The following is an 18,549-nucleotide window of genomic DNA, read 5'->3' on the forward strand; positions in this document are numbered from 1 at the left end:
CTCCGCCCGGGCTACTTCCGCGCGGAGCGCCGGCGGCCGAGAATCAGGAGTGTCGCACCGAGCACGAGAACGGCCGCACCGCCGGCCGCCCACGCGAGCGTCTCGGGCCCGAGTCCTGTCGCGGGAAGCGGGTCGGTCCCGTTGCCCCCACTGGTCGGCGGAGTGCTCGGGTCCGGCGGGTCGGTCGGGTCCGGTGGCACGACGACGGCATCGGCGGCGAGCGTGAAGTCCTGCTCGGCGATCACGTCTCCGGCCGCGGTGATCACGACTGTGCGCGTCGCCGAGCCGACGACGCTCGTGCCCGTCGGGGGAACCACCGTGAGGGTGTAGGTGCCGGGCGGCAGGGCGCCGAGCCCGAACGTGCCGTCCGCGTCGGACGTGAGCTGCTGCGGCGCGCCCGGTCCGGTGAGTGTCACCACCACGCCCGCGACGGGGGCACCGTCGTCGTCGCGCACGGTGCCGTCGATCGCGCCGAGGCGCGCCAGCTCGAAGTCCACGTTCGCCACGTCGACCGCGGCCACCTGCTCGTTCCGCGTGACGGGAGACGTCGCGGTGAATCCTGCGGGCGTCGTCATCGTGATCGTGTAGTCACCGGCAGCGAGTCGGGGGAACGAGTACGCCCCTGACGCGTCCGTCACGCGCGTGAGGGTCGCCCCTCCAGGAGCGATCGCGGTCACGGTCACGCCGGCCACGCCCGTTCCGTTGGCGCGCACCGTGCCGCGCAGGTCCGCGTTCTCGGCGATCACGAAATCCACGTCGGTGATCGGGACTTCGCTGCCGTCCGGAACCGTCACGGGCGGCGGCTGAGTGGCGACCGTGTAGCCGGGCGGGGTCGTGATCGACACGGGATGCGTCCCGACGGGCACCTGGTCGAACAGGTAGTTCCCGTCAGCATCCGTCGTCGTGGTCTGGCCGTCGATCGTCACGGTCGCACCGGGGACCGCGGCGCCGGTCGTATCGGTCACGGTTCCGGAGACCGCGACGGGCACGATGTCGCGCAGCCCGAAGTCGGCGACCGCGTCGCCCGCACTGAGGTTCGCGGCGACCGTGGTCGGTCCCGTCGAGATCTTGCCCGCGGGCGGGGTCACGCGCACCGTGTACCCGTCAGACGCGACGAACCCAGGGAACGAGTACGTGCCGTCTGCCGCGGTCGTCGTGGTCCCCACGACTGTGCCGTTCGCGTCCGTCAGTGTGAGAGTGACGCCGGGCGTCGGCGCCCCCGTGTCGGTGACAGTGCCCGTGATGTCCTGCGCGATCGACGCGAACCAGGTCTGGTACACGGGAAGACCCGAGCGACGGGTGAAGATCAGGCTGAGGGAGCTGATCGGGGTGCTCGGCTCGAACCAGGCCGCCGCGCCGCTGGTGTCCGCGGCCGCCGCGTTGCCGGTGAGGGTGAGAGTCGTCGCATCCCAACTCGGCACATCATCGGCCGCACCGGTGCACGACGGCTTGCCGACGATTCCTTCCGCGCAGTAGTTGAACCGGTCCCGCAGACCGATCTCCGTCGCATCCAGCACGTGTCCGTCGGGCGCGACGGCGTGGATCCGCAGCGAGTCCGCATCGATGTCGCCCACCGCGAAGGCCCACCCCGAAGTCGGGGTCGGCGTGGCGAAGGAGTACGTCGTCGTCGACGGGCTCGTGGCGTTGTCGGCCCGGGGGCGCAGGTTCAGGTAGGGCTGGTTCCTGCTGGAACCGTACTTCGCACCGATCGCGGTGCCCTCCGAGAGCCAGGTCGAGGCCCCGCTGATGACGCCGATCTGTGCGCCACCCCGTGAATCACTGGTGACGGTCGCGCTGATCGCCGGCTGCGCGGCCACCTCAACCGACGTCGTGAATGCCCCGCCGACGCCGACGAGCGGCTGCCAGGTCGCCCAGGAGGCGACGGTCGCGGCCGAAGCCGGGAGGGCGCCGACGAGCACCGCGATGAGGACGATGGTTCCGGCGATGGTCGCTCTGCGAGAGGCACGCATGCGGTCAGCGTACTGATATACCGGTGCGGTCCGAAAGTGAATTCCTCGATACGGGGTGCCGGCCACTGGGCGGGCGCCGCGTCAGACCGCGTCGCCCTGGACGGGTCCTTCCGTGTTGGGCTTCCAGCCGAGCGCCGGCGCGACATGTGTCGCGAACGCCTCCAGCACGTGCAGGTTGTACTCCGGGCCGAGTTGGTTCGGGATGGTCAGAAGAAGGGTGTCGGCCGCCATCACGGCCTCGTCCTGCTTCAGCTGCGCGATGAGCACGTCCGGCTCGGCGGCGTAGGTCTTGCCGAACGTCGAGCGGAAGCCGTCGATCACACCCATCTGGTCGGCGTTCTCCTCGCTGCGCAGGCCGAAGTACGCCCGGTCCATGTCGGAGACGAGCGGGAAGACGCTGCGGCTGACCGAGACCCGCGGGCGGCCGGTGTGCCCCGCCTCCTTGTATGCGGAGCGGAACAGTTCGATCTGCTCCCGCTGCAGCTCGTGGAACGGCTGACCGGTCGCCTCGGTCACGAGGGTGGAACTCATCATGTTGAGCCCCTTGCGTCCCGTCTCCTCAGCCGTGGCGCGCGAACCCGAGCCCCACCAGATGTGGTCGCGGAGGGTCGGCGATTGCGGCTCGATCGCGAGGTACCGACCGGCACCCACCATGCGCGGGTCGCCCGGAGCGAGGCCCTCTCCGTCGATCGCCCGCAGGAACAGGTCGAACTTCTCCCGCGCGAGCACGCTGCCGCGCTCCGGGTCCTCCTCGTCGACGTAGCCGAACGTCTCATAGCCGCGCAGCGCCGTCTCGGGTGAACCACGGCTCACGCCGAGCGCGATCCTGCCGTCGGCGATGAAGTCGAGGGCGGCCGCCTCTTCGGCGAACTGGAAGGGGTTCTCGTAGCGCATGTCGATCACGCCGGTACCGACTTCGATGCGCTTCGTGCGCGCGGCCATCGCCGACAGCAGCGGCATCGGGGAGGCGGCCTGACGTGCCCAGTGGTGCACGCGCACCGAGGCGCCGTTCACACCGATCTCGTCGGCTCCTTCGGCGATCTCGATCGTCTGCTTCAACATGTCGCCCGCGGTGCGGGTCGCCGAGCCGGGCACGTCGGCGTAGTGACCGAAAGAGAGGAATCCGAAAGCCTTCATGATCTATTCCAACGCATGAATCTGAGGACTATTCCCCCGGCAGCAGGATGCCGTCGAGGATGAGGGAGCGGATGCGGGGCTCGAGGTCGGCCCACAGGTCGGCGAGCGGCACCTCGAAGAGGTCCGCCAGCGCGGCCGCGATCTGCACCACGGTGAGTTCTCCGTCGCAGGCGCCGACGAAACCGGCGAGAGCAGGGTCGACAGAGATCGTGCGACCGAAGCCGCCGCCCTGACGCAGCTCGATCACGCTCGGGTCATCGTCACCCGGCATCAGATGCCGCGCCTCGGTGACGTCGGCAGCGACCACCAGGGTGGCCGGCAGCCCTTCGGCGAGCACATCCTGCGCCGCGAGGCCCGTCGCCAAGGCGGCCCCGACGTTCGCGACGGGCTGGGCGATGCGCTCAGTTCGCCGCAGTGGTTCGCCCGAGGTGCCCCGACGCATCAGCACGTAGCCGAAGCCGATCGAGGTCACTCCACGGGCGGCGAAGTCGTCGAGCCATGCGGTCAGCAGCGGCGTGAAACCGGGGTCGCGCGGCGTGGTCCCCCCATCGCGGATCCACAGTTCCGCGTAGCCCAGAGGCGAGAGTTCCTCCCGCTCGATCACCCACAGGTCGAGCTCGGCCGGCACCCAGGCTTCGAGACGTGCGAGCCCGGTGATCGCGGCCTTCGACTCCCAGTTGCCGAGCAGCTGCGCGATGCCGTTCCGGGTCAGGTGGGCAGGGGCGCTGCGGATGAACTGCTCCACCAGCGCATCTCCCACGAGTCCGCCGTCACGGTATTCGTATGCGGGCACTCCCTCGACGCGCGGGGTGATCACGAACGGAGGATTCGAGACGATCAGGTCGAACGCCTCCCCCGCCACCGGCTCGAACATGCTGCCGTGGCGGAACTCGATGTTCGTCACCCCGTTGAGGTGGGCGTTGATTTCGGCGAACGCGAGGGCACGGGTCGAGATGTCGGTCGCGACGACCGTGCCGGCGCGTCGTGCGACGAGGAGCGCCTGGATGCCGCATCCGGTGCCCAGGTCGAGCGCGCGCTCCACTTCGATCGGGACGATGGTCTCGGCGAGCGTGCGCGATGCCCCGCCGACACCGAGCACGTGGTCGGCGGGCAACGGGGCGTCGAGGGCGACCTCATCGAGATCGCTCGCGATCCACCATTCCCCCACCCCGTCGGCGTCGACGAACGACTGCGGCCGCAGCAGGGCCGTCGGCGTCACCGTGTCGGCGTCCGCCTCGGCGAGACCGAGCGCCACGAGTCCGTCCACTCCGAGCCGCGGCAGCGCGTCGATGACGTGGGCACGCGGCTGTGGCATTCCGAGCACGAGCAGACGCCCGAGCGTGGCGAGCGTTCCGGAGTCACCGTCGATGGACCGCAGGATCGGCTCCCGCATCCCGCGGGCGAGTGCGTCATCCGCCTCCTCACCCCACAGGCGCCGCAGCGGCTCGGAGCGGAGGTCCGCAGCGTCGAGATCCGCGGCGAGCGCGGCCGTGCGGAGTGGGTCGGGGACCGGTGCGGGGGTGTCGGACACGGCCGTCACTCTACGCGTCTTCAGGGTTCTCTTTCGCAGAGCCTCCTAGAATCACTAGGTCAGTACTCACGAGCAGCCTCTTCCCGGGCGTTCGAGGAAGACCTTCATGACCGCGATCACCCCCGACATCGGCCTCCGTGCGCGCCTGCGACGGCTCGCAGGAGCGACCGCTGTTCTCGCGATCGCCGTGAGCGGCTGTGCGTTCGTCGCACCGAGCGCCGCGGTCGCCGCCGATCAGGCGCAATCCGACGACGAAAAGAGCGTCGAGCTGCATGTCTCGGCCGGTCTTCGCGGGCTCGTCGCACCGGGGTCGTCCACGTCGGCGATCGTCACCGTGGAGAACGGCGCCGACGCCGCACTCACCACGGGTCAGGTCGAGGTCGAACTCAATCGCACCCCGCTCACCGATGCTGCGGCCGTCTCCACCTGGCTCGACGACGGCGAGGCGACAGGTGCCTTCGCCCCCATCGGCGCCGAAGACACCGACCCGATCGATGGCGGTGCGTCGGCGACGACCACGATCTTCGTGTCCGAGGCGACCCTGGGCAACCTCGCGCCCGGCGTCTACCCGCTGCGCGCGGAACTCACGGCCTCGACCGGCGATGCCGCAGACGCCGAGGCCGTGGATGCGACCGCGACGAGTGTGCTGGTGATCGCCGCCCCCCAGACCGCGCAGGTCGGGGTGCTCGTTCCCGTCACGGCGACGCCCGAAGGCGGCGCACTGCTGACGGCCGCCGAGCTCTCGGAACTCACTGCTCCCGACGGGGCCCTGACCGCACAGCTCGACGGCGTCGCCGGGACGACCGCCGTGCTGGCCATCGACCCGTCCATCCCCGCCGCGATCCGGGCGCTCGGCACCGCCGCCCCGGAGACCGCCCGCGACTGGCTGACACGACTCGACAACCTCCCGAACGCGCGTTTCGCGCTGCAGTTCGGTGATGCGGATGCGACGGCGCAGGCGCAGGCGGGTCTGCCTGAGCTGCTGCAGCCCCGGGCTCTCACCCCATTGCTCGATCCCGCGAACTTCCCGGGAGTCCCGGCAACGGCCGCACCAACCGACGCGCCTGATGCGACACCCGGTCCGACCCCGAGTGCCACGGAGTCTCCGGCACTCCCCAGCGATGACGAACTCACGGCGATCGACGGCGCTCTGCCTCACATCCTGTGGCCGCAGACCCCCACTTCCGCCGACCTGACCGCCTTCGCCGGCTACGTGGGCGCAGACACCACGACGATCGTCCCCTCGACGGCGGTCGGCGGACAGAGCACGGCTCATGCGACAGCCGGCGGCAACGACCTCCTGGTCACGGACGCCGCGACCTCCGACGTGCTCTCGCGGGTGGCGGCGGCGCGGAATCCCGCCGACCGTCAGCGACTTCTCGCCGAGGCGGCCGCCCTCCTCCAGCTGGCACAGCGTGCCGCCCCCACCGCTCCCCTGCTCATCGGCCTGGACCGGGACGAGAACCGCTCCTCCGACGCGCTGCGCGACGCGATCACCGCCGCCGACTCGGCCGGGTTCGAGCTCGCGACGCTCCGGGCAGCGGCGCCCGTTCCGGTCACGGTCACCGGGGAACCGGATGCTGCGCGATCCGCCGCCGTGACGACACTCCTCGCCGATGAGTCTCGGCTCACCGCGTTCTCGTCGATCCTCGCCGACCCCCAGGTGCTGCTCAGCCCCGAACGCATCCGGATCCTGCGCACGCTGTCGGTCGGAACATCGGCCGCCGCGTTCGCCGAGGGTTTCGCGGATCATCAAGCACAGACGAGCGCCACGCTCGACGCGGTCAACATCCCCCCGTCCAGCACGATCCAGCTGCTCACGGCGAACGCCGATCTGCCGATCGCGGTGCGCAACGACCTTCCGTGGCCTGTGACGGTGCAGCTCTTCGTCTCGCCGACGGATCCGCGCCTCGAGGTCAGGTCCCCGGACGAGACGATCGTGCAGGCCCAGTCCACGACACGCATCAAGGTTCCGGTGTCGGCTCGCGTGGGCAGCGGCGAGGTCGACCTCCGACTCAGTCTCTACAGCCCCACGGGCGTGCAGATCCAGGGTGATCAGACGCTCAGGGTCGCGGTGCGTGCGGAGTGGGAGACGATCGGACTCGTCGTCCTGGGCGGCATCATCGTGCTGCTGATCGCGCTCGGTGTGATCCGCACCGTGCGTCGCAAGCGGCGTGAGGCAGTCGAGGAATCAGCAGTCGAAGCGCAGATCGAAGCCCTGGAGGAAGAGGAAGCCGTGGAAGCCCGCCCGGACGCCACCACGACAGAAGACACGCGTGAGTAGCCTCGGCCGCGCGAGCGCCGTCATCGGCGCCGGCACTCTCGTCTCCCGCCTCACCGGCCTGCTGCGCAGCATCGTCCTCGTCGGCGTCATCGGCTCGTACAAGTCGGGTCCCGCCGACGCGTTCGCCGCCGCGAACACACTGCCCAATAGCGTCTTCTCGCTCATCTCGGTCGGCATCCTCACGGCCGTGATCGTGCCGCAGATCGTGAAGGCCGCCGCGGATGCGGACGGCGGCAACGCGTTCATCTCGAAGCTCTTCACCCTCGGCACCGTCGTGCTCGTCGCCGTCACCGCTGTCGCGACGATCGCCGCTCCTTGGTTGATCCAGCTCGTCGCGGGTGGCCTCCCTTCCGCCACCCAGGCGCTCGCGACGGCTCTCGCGTACTGGTGTCTTCCACAGATCCTCTTCTACGGCCTCTACGCGCTCCTCGGCGAAGCACTGAATGCCCGCCGCATCTTCGGCCCGTTCACGTGGGCCCCCGTCGTCAACAACATCGTCTCGATCATCGGCTTCCTCCTGCTGGGATGGGTGTTCTCGCCCGTGTCCCGAAGCGCTGCGGACTGGACGCCGGACATGATCGCCGCACTCGGCGGGACCGCCACCCTCGGCATCGCCATCCAGGCCCTCGTGCTCCTGCTGTTCTGGCGGCGCACCGGTCTCGCACTCCGCCCGGACTTCCACTGGCGCGGCGTCGGATTGGGTGGTGTCGGAAAGCTCGCCGGCTGGACTTTCCTCATGGCGTTCGCATCGCTCGCGGCAGGGATCCTTCAGGGGCGGATCGTCAGCGCCGCCTCCGAATCGGGTGCCTCGCTCGCGGTCACCGGCAATGCCTGGCTGATCTTCATGCTGCCGTACTCTGTCATCGTGCTCTCGATCGGGACGCCGTACTTCACGCAGATCAGCGAGCATGCGGCAGCCGGTCGTCACGACGAGGTGCGGGGAGACATCTCCCGCAGCATCCGCACCCTCCTGTTCTTCATCGTCGCCGCAGTGGCGGCCGTAGCCGCCGCCGCGATTCCCGCCTCGCGCGTCTTCACAGAGAGCGCGCCCGATGCGCAGGGCGCTGCCCTGGTGCTGCTCTGTTACCTGATCAGCCTGATCCCGCTGACGATCCTCTTCATCGTCCAGCGCACGTTCTACGCCTACGACGACACCCGAACGCCGTTCTGGTTCACGATCTTCCAGTGCGTGCTCATCGTGATCACCGCTCTGGCCGCGGCCGGGCTCCTCGCCGCAGACGTGATCCCGCTGACCCAGCTCGCCGCAGCCGTCGCCCTCGGTCAGTCCATCGCAAGCACCCTGCAGACGGTCGTCGCCACCTGGCTGCTGCACCGGAAGATCGGTGGGCTCGGGGTGGGGTCCTGGATGCTCGCCATCCTGCGATTCGCCGTGGCGGGAGTCCCTGCCGGCTTCGCCGGCTGGGGCGTGTATCTGCTCCTCGGCGGCCCCTCAGGGTGGGCGACGTCCGGTGTCATCCCGGCGACCCTCGCGACCGCGATCATCGGCCTCACGGTCGTGGTCGTCTACGTCGCGATCCTCGCCCTCATGCGCGCCCCCGAGCTCAAGGCGGCCGGCGGCCTCGTGCGTCGTTTCCTGCCCGGCCGCTGATCCGCGCGGAGGCGTCTCCCAGCCCGGTGGCGCACACTGCGGAGGGAATGCCCCGCGGTTACCATGGGTTGAAGCAGTCGAAGGTCATTCGACCGCAGTTTCTAAGACGGAGAGCACATGCGTCAGGTCATCATCATCGGCTCCGGCCCCGCCGGATTCACGGCTGCCATCTACGCGGCCAGGGCCAACCTCAAGCCGCTGCTCATCGCGAGTTCGGTCGAGGTCGGCGGCGAGCTCATGAACACCACCGAGGTCGAGAACTACCCGGGCTTCCCCGAGGGCATCCAGGGTCCCGAGCTGATGGCGAAGTTCCAGGAGCAGGCCGAGAAGTTCGGCACCGAGGTCCTCTACGACGACGTCACCGAGCTCGACCTCGACGGCCCCGTCAAGACGGTCACGCTCGGCTCCGGTGCCGTGCACGAGACGCAGTCGCTGATCTACGCGACCGGCTCGGCCTACCGCAAGCTCGACATCGCCGGTGAGGAGCGTCTCTCCGGCTACGGCGTCTCGTGGTGCGCGACTTGCGACGGGTTCTTCTTCCGCGAGAAGACGATCGCCGTCGTCGGCGGTGGCGACTCCGCCATGGAAGAGGCCACGTTCCTCACCCGTTTCGCCTCGAAGGTCTACGTGATCCACCGCAAGGACACGCTGCGTGCCTCGAAGATCATGCAGGAGCGCGCCTTCGCGAACGAGAAGATCGAGTTCGTGTGGAACAGCGAGGTCGCCGAGGTCCTCGGTGGCGATTCCGTCTCCGGTGTGCAGCTGCGCAACACGGTCGACGGCACGCTCAGCGACCTTCCCATCGACGGACTCTTCATCGCGATCGGCAACGACCCGCGCACGCACCTCGTGCACGACAAGCTCGAGCTGACGGCCGAGGGCACCATCTGGGTCGACGGCCGTTCGTCGAAGACCTCGGTGCCCGGCGTGTTCGCCGCCGGCGACGTGATCGACCCGACGTACCGCCAGGCCATCACGGCCGCCGGTACCGGCACGGTCGCGGCCCTCGATGCGGAGCACTTCCTCGCTGATCTCGAGGATGCCTCCGTGGAGGTTCCGGCTGCGGAGGCCGCCGAGATCATCGTCGCCTGAGGCGGCGGGAACACTTTTCCCTCGTTTGCTGTTGTAGCAGGCGAACCCCAATCAAGGAGAACTCTGATGAGTGCAAAGGCTACGAGCCAGGCGACCTGGGAGCAGGACGTTCTGCAGGCCGACGGTCCGGTGCTGGTGGACTTCTGGGCCGAGTGGTGTGGTCCGTGTCGCATGGTCGCGCCGGTTCTGGACGAGATCCAGGCCGACAACCCCGACAAGATCACCATCCTCAAGCTCAACGTCGACGAGAACCCCGAGCTGGCGATGAAGTATCAGATCACGTCGATCCCGGCGATGAAGGTCTTCCACGGTGGTGAGGTCAAGACGACCATCATCGGTGCGAAGCCGAAGTTCGCGCTCGAGAAGGACCTCGCCGCATTCATCGGCTGATCCTCTGACGTCGAAAGGCCGCCATCCCCCGGGGGTGGCGGCCTTTTTCGTGTCCGCAGGCGGTCAGGAGGCGTCTGCGACGCTGGGGTCCCAGCGTCGGTGGCGCTGCTTCTCGTCGAGAAGCCCCCAGACGGCCGAGGTGAGCTCGGGGTACTCGAGGGCGATCTGACGCAGCACACGGTAGTGCCGAGCGGCGTTCGGGCGCACTCCGTCGTTCGCGTTGATGTTGTCGGCGCGCAGGAGGTAGACGACCAGCTCGTCGACGCTCGGCAGCTCCTCCATGAACTCCCAGGGGTCCTCCCCGCCGAGGAGTCGCTCCTGGATGAGGACCGCGAGTTCGTCTGCCGCCTCCGCGCGCAGCACTTCCAGGCTGGCGCGGCGCTGTACGGACTCGGTCATGCATCCAGCCTACGTCTGCTGGGGACCCCCGCGTCGCACGACCTTCATGTTCTCGGTCATCTCTTCGAGCTCCTTGCCCTTGGTCTCGGGAACCTTGAAGAACACGAAGAAGAACGACAGGAGTGCGAAGAACGCGTAGAAGCCGTAGGCGAAGGTGAGGCCGATCTCGGCGAAGGCCGGGAACGTGGTCGAGATGAAGAAGTTCGCGACCCACTGCGCTGCCGCAGCCACCGCGAGAGCACCGGCGCGGATGGAGTTCGGGAAGATCTCGCCCAGCAGCACCCAGACCAGCGGACCCCAGCTGGCGCCGAAGAAGACCACGAAGCCGTTCGCGCAGATCAGGGCGACGGTCGCCCACGGGTCCGGAAGCGTCGCCGTCCCCTGAGCGTCGAGCGTGCCGAACGAGAACGCGACCGCCATCAGTCCCAGCGTCACCGTCATACCGACGGAACCCACGAGGAGCATGATGCGCCGCCCGATCCTGTCGACCAGCAGGATCGCCACGATCGTCACGACGATGTTCGTCACCGAGGTGATGACGGAGGTGAGCAGGGCGCTCGACTCATCGAATCCGACCGACTGCCACAGCGTCGTCGAGTAGTAGAAGATCACATTGATGCCGACGAACTGCTGGAACACCGAGAGCAGGATGCCGATCCAGACGATCGGCTTCAGCCCGAGGCGGTTGCCCCGAAGGTCTCGCAGAGACTCGGAGCGCTCGGTGTTGATCGTCCCGGTGATCTCCTTGATCTTCGCATCGGTGTCGATGGTCCCCGTGACGGTCTCCAGAACCTTCGCGGCCCGCTCCAACTCTCCCTTGCGCACCAGATACCGCGGCGATTCCGGCAGACGCAGCGACATGAGCCCGTAGACGAGGGCGGGGATCGCGGCGACCATGAACATCCATCGCCAGGCCGTGAGCCCCCAGAGCGGCTGGTCGGCCGCTCCCGCGAGGTTGGCGAGCAGCGCATCGGAGAGGAGAGCCGCGAAGATACCGGTCACGATCGCGAGCTGCTGCAGGGAGCCGAGGCGCCCGCGCACGGCGGCCGGCGAGACCTCCGCGATGTAGGCGGGGGCGATGACCGATGCCGCCCCGACGCCGAGACCACCGATCACGCGCCAGACGATCAGATCGATGACACCGAACGCGAGTCCGGATCCGATCGCCGAGATGAAGAACATCGCCGCGGCGACCACCATCACGGGGATACGGCCGTACTTGTTGGACACCGGTCCCGCGAACCAGGCACCCACGGCGCAGCCGATGAGGGCCGACGAGACGGCGAAGCCCTTCAGTGCGGTGCCGAGGTCGAACCCGGAGACGTCACCGGCGAGAGCGTCGACCGCTCCGTTGATCACGGCCGTGTCGAATCCGAAGAGGAAACCACCCAACGCCGCCGCGATGCTCACCGCGATCACACGGCGCTTGATGGCGGCTGGACCTGTTGCTCTGGACATGACTGACTCCCCCTCGACGTCGAGATGACGCGAGTCTAGATGAAGGGCGGACGACGGTGGGTGTTACCTGGCGGAGCCGTAGCCGCTCTCGCCGAGCTCCTCGAGAATTCGATTGAGATCCTGAATCGAAGCGAAATCGATCGTGACCTGGCCTTTTCGTGCACCGAGTGCGATCTTGACGCGAGTGTTCAGCCGGTCACCGAGCTTTCCGGCGACCTCGTCGAGGTATGCCCGCCGTGCTCCGGGCGTCGCTTTCGTCGTCTTGCCGGCCGACGGCTGCGACTTCGCAGCCTCTTCCGTGGCGCGCACGGAGAGGTCTTCGTTCACGACCTTGTCGGCGAGGCGCTGCATCGATTCGGGATTCTCGAGACTGAGGATCGCGCGGGCGTGACCAGCGGTCAGCACCCCGGCCGCGACGCGCTGCTGCACGGGGACGGGCAGCTTCAGGAGCCGGATCGTGTTGCTGATCTGGGGACGTGAGCGGCCGATGCGCGTGGCCAGCTCCTCCTGAGTGATGCCGAAGTCCTCCAGAAGCTGCTGGTATGCAGATGCTTCTTCCAGCGGATTGAGCTCGGACCGGTGGAGGTTCTCCAGCAGGGCATCGCGGAGGAGATCCTCATCGGCCGTCTCGCGGACGATGGCCGGGATCGTCTCGAGTCCTGCCTCACGAGCGGCGCGGGTGCGCCGCTCCCCCATGATCAACTCGTACTCGCCCTCGGTGTTCTTGCGCACGACCACGGGCTGCAGCACGCCGAACTCGCGCACGCTGTGCACCAGCTCCGCGAGGTCTTCCGGGTTGAAGTGCGTCCGCGGCTGGCGCGGGTTCGGGACGATCGCGTTCGGGTCGACCTGGACCAGGTGGATCCCCGGCACCTCTTCCAGCGCGGGTGCCTCGGCATCCGGCCCGACCGTCGCCTCCGTGGCAGCCGGCCGCAGGCTCGCACCAGGGAAGAACACATCGACGGGACGCTCCGCCTGATCAGCCGTGGGGATCAGGGCCCCGATACCCCGACCCAGTCCAGTGCGCTTGGCCATCATTTCTCCTTGCTCTGCGTCGCGGTCCGCGATGCGATCTCGACAGCGGCCTCGCGGTAGGCGATGGCGCCGGCGGATTGTCCGTCATAGGCGATCACGGTCTGTCCGAAGCTCGGCGCTTCAGATACACGGACCGAGCGCGGAATCACCGTCTCCAGCACCTGATCCGGGAAGTGCGTGCGCACCTCTTCAGCGACCTGCTGGGCGAGGCGGGTGCGGCCGTCGAACATCGTGAGCAGGATGGTGGAGAGATGCAAGTCGGGATTCAGATGCTTCTGGATCATCTGGATACTGCCGAGCAGCTGGCTCAGCCCCTCCAGCGCGTAGTACTCGCACTGTATCGGGATGAAAACCTCGGATGCGGCCGTGAAGGCGTTGATCGTGAGGAGCCCCAGCGACGGCGGGCAGTCGATGATCACGAAGTCCATCGGATTGTCTGCGAGGTAGTCCACGAGCGCGCGGCGCAACCGGTGTTCGCGGGCCACCTGTGCGACGAGCTCGATCTCCGCCCCTGCAAGGTGGATCGTGCTGGGCGCGCAGAAGAGATTGGGATCTTCGGGACTGGGCTGGACGATGTCGGCGAGGGGGAACTCCTCGATGAGCACGTCGTAGACACTGGGGATGTCGGCGCTGTGCGGAACACCGAGCGCGGTCGACGCATTGCCCTGCGGGTCGAGGTCGATGACCAGGACCTTCGCCCCCAGGCCCGCGAGGGCGGACGCAATGTTCACGGCCGTCGTGGTCTTCCCCACGCCGCCCTTCTGGTTCGACACCGTCAGGACGCGCGTCTCGCCGGTGAACTCGACCGATGCGGCCTCCAGCGCGCGCCTCCGGGCCGAAAGGTCGGCAATCTCCCGCGCGAGCGGTGTATCCATCCCGAACGATTCGTTCGTCGATGTCTTCTCGGATTGTTTCACGTGAAACATCCACTCCTTTCGGGGCCGCGTTCCACTCTAATCGCTGCGGGCGACACCGGCTTACGCGAGCCCACGACGTGCCTCCGATCCCGCAGGAAGCGAGCCCGCACAGCTCGCTTTCGATGGGCACCGCGACCGGACGAGAGGGGGTCCATGCTCTCCGCACCAGGCCACCTGGTTCGACGTTTCACGTGAAACGATGACGGGCTCACTCCCCTCAAGAGGCGGGCACGGGGGCCGACAACCCTCAAGAGCAACCTGGTCGGCTGGGAGGGCGTGGTAGGCCGCTCGCGCTGGACAACTGATGCGGCGGAAGGAGTAACGATAGCCCGAAGCCTCCCGGGCAGCGGGCTCGACCTGTGTGGTGCAGAGACTGGAGCGAAGCTGTGCGGGCGCGCCGCGCACGACAACGACGGCAACCACTCCCCCACCCGCGCCCACCAGCAAGGCGACACTGCGGTGTCTGAACCGCAGTGGGTAGCTGCCCCGTCGTACGCCACACCTGTTCTGGCGGGGCACACTGCCCCGCAGAGCGACGTTTCACGTGAAACATCGCCCACCTCCGCCTCCGGCACCACGCTGAGGCAGAGGAGAACCGCGGCACCTCGCAGGGGGTCCCTCTGAACTCGCCGTGCTATCGACGCCGTGGGCCGTTCCTCCGACTTCACAGACGTACCGTCCCCACGCCGGCATCACCGCTCGTTCCGGCGCCGCCTTCCGACCAGCACCGGTGAAGCTCACGACGAGTGGGTCGCGACCGCTCGAGACGAGGCCGAGGGGAACAGCGCCCAGACCAGCGGGAGCCACCCCGGTCCTCACAGAGCACTACCTCCCGGAACCGCAGCCTTCACAGCCATCACGACGCCTTCCCTGGTAGTCATACCCGCCATCGATATGCGGGCACGGAGCAGGAGGCGAAATCATCCTCCGCGGGACGGATCGCCCCGTTTCACGTGAAACACCGCGCATGGCGATCCCGGGTGTGCAGGTATGCGTCGCGTCGATGGGTAGCACTCCGTGCACCGTCACCATCTCAGCCGCGAACTCCTTCCTACTCGCAGGGAAGACCACGGTCGACTGCGTGAAGTCCCCACGGGTGACCGAATGCATACCGGGTTTCTCCCGCACGGCATCCGGCGGCCGAGAGGTGTCCACCGGTAGATGAGAAGGCGTCGCCAGCTACAGCTATCGCGGTGTTTCACGTGAAACTTCGATGCGTCGTGACTACCCCGATACGAAGAAACGGGGTGTTTCACGTGAAACACCCCGCTTATCTGATGGCAGAAGCTCAGCGCACTCGAGTTCGAACCACGCGGGTCGTCTCCGGCAGCACGCCCTCTCCCAGTACTTCCACCCGTACGTCAGAGAGACGGAACTTCTTGATCTGCTTCTGAGCAGCCTCGACCTCGTTCGCCGCATTCATACCCTTGAGAAGGATGAGCTCTCCCCCGTCGCGCACCAGCGGTGCCGTGATCGGGACGAGAGTCCGCAGCGCGCTCACCGCGCGCGCCGTCACGACATCGAAACTTGCAGGGGGCACGTCTTCAGCCCGCGCACGCAGCACGGTCGTGTTCGTCAGCCTCAGTTCCGAGACCTGTTCATTGAGCCAGGTGATTCGACGCTCCATCGGTTCCACGAGCGTCCACTCCACATCAGGACGAGCGATCGCGAGCACGATCCCGGGAAGGCCCGCACCGGATCCGATGTCGGCAACAGAACCGTGGAAAAGGGGTGCGGCGATCACACTGTTGAGGATGTGGCGCGTCCACAGGCGAGGAAGCTCGAGGGGACCGATGAGTCCTCGCTCCTCCCCTTCGCGAGCGAGCGCTGCTGTGAACGCCCGTGCGATCTCGATGCGATCTCCGAACAGCTCGGCGGAGATCGCCGGTTCCTGCTCGAGCTCACTCATGAAGGTTCACACAGAATCGATGTTTCACGTGAAACATCAACGACGACGGAGAACCGTGTGCCGGTCAGCGCCTTCGCCGTACGACTCGGAGACGAGCCCCCGTTCCGCGGCGATGTCATGCACGAGCTTGCGCTCATAGCTGGACATCGAGGGCAGCGAGGCCTGCGACGAACCCTCGTCGAGCTTGGCTGCGGCAGCGTCGACGAGAGTCTCGAGCTGGCGACGGCGCGTGTCGCGCGAGCCGGCGATGTCGAGGATGAGGCGCGAGAACGAGCCGGTCTTGCTCTGCACGGCCAGACGGGTCAGCTCCTGCAGCGCCTGCACCGTATCGGGGGCGGAGAGCAGGGACAGCCCGTCGCCCTCAGCTTCGATCGAGACGTAGGCGCGACCCTGACGGACGTCGAGATTCAGGTCTCCGTCGATGTCGGCGATGTCGAGAAGTTCCTCGAGGTAGTCCGCCGCGACGTCGCCTTCGTTCTCGAGCTGAGCCACCGTGGGCTCGGTGTTCTCGGTCATGGTCTCAGTCATGAGCCGCTCCCCTTCTTCTTCGCGCGCTTCTTACCCACCGGCTGCTGACGCTTCGGTGCTTCCGCCTTGGCTTTCTCGGCCTCTTCGAGCAGACGCTGCTGCTCCGCCTCGTATGCGGCCATCGGCACGACCTTGCCGGAGGAGTCGATCGCCTTGCCCTTGCGAGCGAGACGCTCTTCACGGGCCTTGGCGGCTTCGGAGCCGGGAGTCGGCATCTCGCGGATGACAAGGAACTGCTGTCCCATGGTCCAGAGGTTCGAGATGAACCAGTACACGACGACACCGAGCGGGAAGAAGACACCCGAGAAGATGAAGCCCAGCGGAAGGACATAGAGCATGATCTTTTGCATCTGGTACGCCTGGCCGGTCTTGGCCTCGGGCGACAGGTTCTTCGAGATGATCTGCAGCTGCGTGAAGAACTGCGAGGCGATCATGAGGACGACGAGCGTGACCAGGATGACGATCGCGGTCGTGTTCTGCGCGTCGACCGCGTTGCCCAGGGTCTCGTGCAGCGAAGCGACTCCGAAGAGCTTCGCGTCGTAGAACTCCTTGGTGAGCTCCGGGCTCAGCAACCCGACGCCACCGACACTGTCCTTGGCGTGCTTGCTGACGTCACTCAGAACGCTGTACAGAGAGAAGAAGATCGGCATCTGCACGAGCAGCGGCAGACAGCTCGACATCGGGGTCGTGCCGTGCTTCTTGTACAGGGCCATCGTCTCGCGGCTCATGGCCTCGCGAGAGAGCTGATCCTTCTTACCTCGGTACTTCTCCTGAACTTTTCGCAGTTCAGGAGCGATTTCCATCATCTTTCGCTGGCTCTTGATCTGCTTTACGAACAGCGGGATCAGGGCGGCACGGACGACGATGACGAGTCCGACGATCGACAACACCCAGGTGAGACCGGATGCGGCGGGAAGGCCGACGGTGGTCAGCAGCCAGTGCCAGGCGACGAGGATGAGTTCGACGACCCACTTCAGCGGCCAGAGGATGGTGCCGATCAGATCGAAGCCACCCGCAGCAGGTGCATCGCTGGGAGTGGAGCTGGCTAGCAGAAGGTCAAGACCCACCGATCAGTCCTTTCGGGAGGGGACGACGAAACCGTGTGCAGTCAGGTCGTAGCGGAAGTGTTCATGCGGACGGACGTCGTCGACGCCACCGCTGGTCCAGGGATTGCAGCGGAGGATGCGCCATGCCGAGAGCACCGCCCCCTTCACCGCGCCGTGCTGCTGCACCGCACCTACAGCGTAGGCGGAACAGCTGGGGTAGTACGCACAGACATCTCCATACATCGGGGAGATCACCTTGCGATAGGCGGTGAGGAATCCCAGCACCAGATTGCGCGGCACCAGGGGAACGCTGCGAAGCACATCCTGCGACTGCATGCGCGCCGTCCCGATGGACGAGGCCGGGAGAGCGGTCATGCCGACACCGCGACCGTTGGGGCGAGTCGACTCAGACACCGATCGACGTCGGCGCGGAGCTCCGCGAAGGATGCCGTCGCCGACGCAGGAAGGGCACGGATGACGACATCCGTGCCCTCGGGAACGCGTTGCAGCGCTTCCGCGCACACGGCTTTGAGTCGCCGACGCACGGTGTTGCGCACCACAGCGGTGCCTACCTGCTTGCTGATGATGAATCCGAACCTCGCGGCCCTGCTCTCGCCCGTCGTCAACATCGAGGTGATGACGCGCGCCCCGCCACAACGGGATCCGCGTCGAACGACCAGACGGTAGTCGCTCCCGCGGGTCAGCCGATACGGGCGGGCGAGCACAGTGGACTACGCAGAGAGCTCGGTGCGGCCCTTCGCACGGCGGGCAGCGAGGATGCCGCGGCCGGCACGCGTACGCATGCGGGCACGGAAGCCGTGCTTCTTGGCGCGACGACGGTTGTTGGGCTGGAAAGTGCGCTTGCTCATGGAATCACTCCGGGAATGCTGCCACCGGATTCACTTCGACCGGAGACATGGGGAACTGCCGAAAAAGGCATAAGTCAACCGACTTAGGGTACGTCTTACCGGCGCGCAGAGCAAATCTGCGCGCTTCCGTGGTCGACCACCGGCACGAACCGCACAGCCATTATCCACAACCGGGGCTCGCCCGGCGAGCACAACACGCGCGCGTATTTTCAAGGGCAGGTTGCCGTTCACAGCCGCGGTGACTACCGTGGCATCCTAAGTTATCCACAGGGGCACAGCACGTCGACCCCGCCTCGATTCCTCGTCCGGAGCGTCATGTCATCACCTGCCCAGCCCGACGTCCCCATCTGGACCACGGTGCAGGAGCTTCTGGTC

The 18,549-nt window shown here is 67.2% G+C and carries 17 protein-coding genes; 4 read left to right on the forward strand and 13 right to left on the reverse strand.

Annotation, left to right across the window (positions count from 1 at the left end; translation table 11 throughout):
* Positions 1 to 11 precede the first annotated feature (11 nt).
* The 3 genes from OC372_RS13810 to OC372_RS13820 all read right to left on the reverse strand — a co-directional run bounded on the left by OC372_RS13810 (position 12) and on the right by OC372_RS13820 (position 4,647).
* Positions 12 to 1,970, reverse strand: coding sequence for a collagen binding domain-containing protein (locus tag OC372_RS13810; protein ID WP_262002411.1), 1,959 nt, complete (start codon positions 1,968 to 1,970; stop codon positions 12 to 14).
* 81 nt (positions 1,971 to 2,051) lie between these two features.
* Positions 2,052 to 3,107, reverse strand: a complete 1,056-nt coding sequence (locus tag OC372_RS13815) for an LLM class flavin-dependent oxidoreductase (protein ID WP_262002412.1) — start codon at positions 3,105 to 3,107, stop codon at positions 2,052 to 2,054.
* 28 nt (positions 3,108 to 3,135) lie between these two features.
* Positions 3,136 to 4,647 (reverse strand): methyltransferase, encoded by a 1,512-nt coding sequence (locus OC372_RS13820; protein ID WP_262002413.1) that lies wholly within the window; start codon positions 4,645 to 4,647, stop codon positions 3,136 to 3,138.
* 97 nt (positions 4,648 to 4,744) lie between these two features.
* Here OC372_RS13820 and OC372_RS13825 point away from each other — a divergent pair, with 97 nt between their 5' ends.
* The 4 genes from OC372_RS13825 (at position 4,745) to trxA (ending at position 10,013) form a co-directional block, all read left to right on the forward strand.
* Positions 4,745 to 6,922: a DUF6049 family protein gene (locus tag OC372_RS13825; protein WP_262002414.1), complete on the forward strand. Its 2,178-nt coding sequence runs from the start codon at positions 4,745 to 4,747 to the stop codon at positions 6,920 to 6,922.
* Complete coding sequence (murJ, locus tag OC372_RS13830; RefSeq protein WP_105711980.1) at positions 6,915 to 8,531, forward strand: murein biosynthesis integral membrane protein MurJ; 1,617 nt, start codon at positions 6,915 to 6,917, stop codon at positions 8,529 to 8,531. Before OC372_RS13825 ends, murJ begins: the two co-directional genes overlap by 8 nt.
* A 117-nt stretch (positions 8,532 to 8,648) precedes the next feature.
* Positions 8,649 to 9,623, forward strand: coding sequence for a thioredoxin-disulfide reductase (gene trxB / locus OC372_RS13835; RefSeq protein ID WP_262002415.1), 975 nt, complete (start codon positions 8,649 to 8,651; stop codon positions 9,621 to 9,623).
* 66 nt (positions 9,624 to 9,689) lie between these two features.
* Positions 9,690 to 10,013, forward strand: coding sequence for a thioredoxin (gene trxA / locus OC372_RS13840; RefSeq protein WP_021201395.1), 324 nt, complete (start codon positions 9,690 to 9,692; stop codon positions 10,011 to 10,013).
* Between the two features lie 63 nt (positions 10,014 to 10,076).
* Here trxA and OC372_RS13845 read toward each other — a convergent pair whose 3' ends face one another.
* The 10 genes from OC372_RS13845 to rpmH form a co-directional block, all read right to left on the reverse strand.
* Positions 10,077 to 10,412, reverse strand: coding sequence for a hypothetical protein (locus OC372_RS13845; protein WP_017829903.1), 336 nt, complete (start codon positions 10,410 to 10,412; stop codon positions 10,077 to 10,079).
* Between the two features lie 9 nt (positions 10,413 to 10,421).
* Positions 10,422 to 11,870: a sugar porter family MFS transporter gene (locus tag OC372_RS13850; protein WP_262002416.1), complete on the reverse strand. Its 1,449-nt coding sequence runs from the start codon at positions 11,868 to 11,870 to the stop codon at positions 10,422 to 10,424.
* 63 nt (positions 11,871 to 11,933) lie between these two features.
* Entirely contained in the window at positions 11,934 to 12,905 is a 972-nt protein-coding gene (locus OC372_RS13855; RefSeq protein WP_105711977.1) for a ParB/RepB/Spo0J family partition protein, read from the reverse strand.
* A complete protein-coding gene (locus tag OC372_RS13860; RefSeq protein ID WP_231481882.1) occupies positions 12,905 to 13,780 on the reverse strand; it encodes a ParA family protein in 876 nt (291 codons plus the stop codon). The genes OC372_RS13855 and OC372_RS13860 overlap by 1 nt, the downstream gene beginning before the upstream one ends.
* Positions 13,781 to 15,110: 1,330 nt before the next feature.
* Entirely contained in the window at positions 15,111 to 15,731 is a 621-nt protein-coding gene (gene rsmG / locus OC372_RS13865; protein WP_410054870.1) for a 16S rRNA (guanine(527)-N(7))-methyltransferase RsmG, read from the reverse strand.
* Positions 15,732 to 15,767: 36 nt separating this feature from the next.
* Complete coding sequence (locus OC372_RS13870; protein ID WP_029264211.1) at positions 15,768 to 16,259, reverse strand: protein jag; 492 nt, start codon at positions 16,257 to 16,259, stop codon at positions 15,768 to 15,770.
* Positions 16,256 to 17,326, reverse strand: coding sequence for a membrane protein insertase YidC (gene yidC / locus OC372_RS13875; RefSeq protein ID WP_029264210.1), 1,071 nt, complete (start codon positions 17,324 to 17,326; stop codon positions 16,256 to 16,258). The genes OC372_RS13870 and yidC overlap by 4 nt, the downstream gene beginning before the upstream one ends.
* Before the next feature lie 3 nt (positions 17,327 to 17,329).
* Positions 17,330 to 17,680: a membrane protein insertion efficiency factor YidD gene (gene yidD / locus OC372_RS13880; RefSeq protein ID WP_029264209.1), complete on the reverse strand. Its 351-nt coding sequence runs from the start codon at positions 17,678 to 17,680 to the stop codon at positions 17,330 to 17,332.
* Positions 17,677 to 18,030, reverse strand: coding sequence for a ribonuclease P protein component (gene rnpA / locus OC372_RS13885; RefSeq protein WP_081860056.1), 354 nt, complete (start codon positions 18,028 to 18,030; stop codon positions 17,677 to 17,679). The genes yidD and rnpA overlap by 4 nt, the downstream gene beginning before the upstream one ends.
* A 6-nt stretch (positions 18,031 to 18,036) precedes the next feature.
* Complete coding sequence (gene rpmH, locus OC372_RS13890; protein ID WP_013584598.1) at positions 18,037 to 18,174, reverse strand: 50S ribosomal protein L34; 138 nt, start codon at positions 18,172 to 18,174, stop codon at positions 18,037 to 18,039.
* Positions 18,175 to 18,549 lie beyond the last annotated feature (375 nt).

The organism is Microbacterium sp. Mcb102, from assembly GCF_024519805.1.
GTDB lineage: Bacteria > Actinomycetota > Actinomycetes > Actinomycetales > Microbacteriaceae > Microbacterium.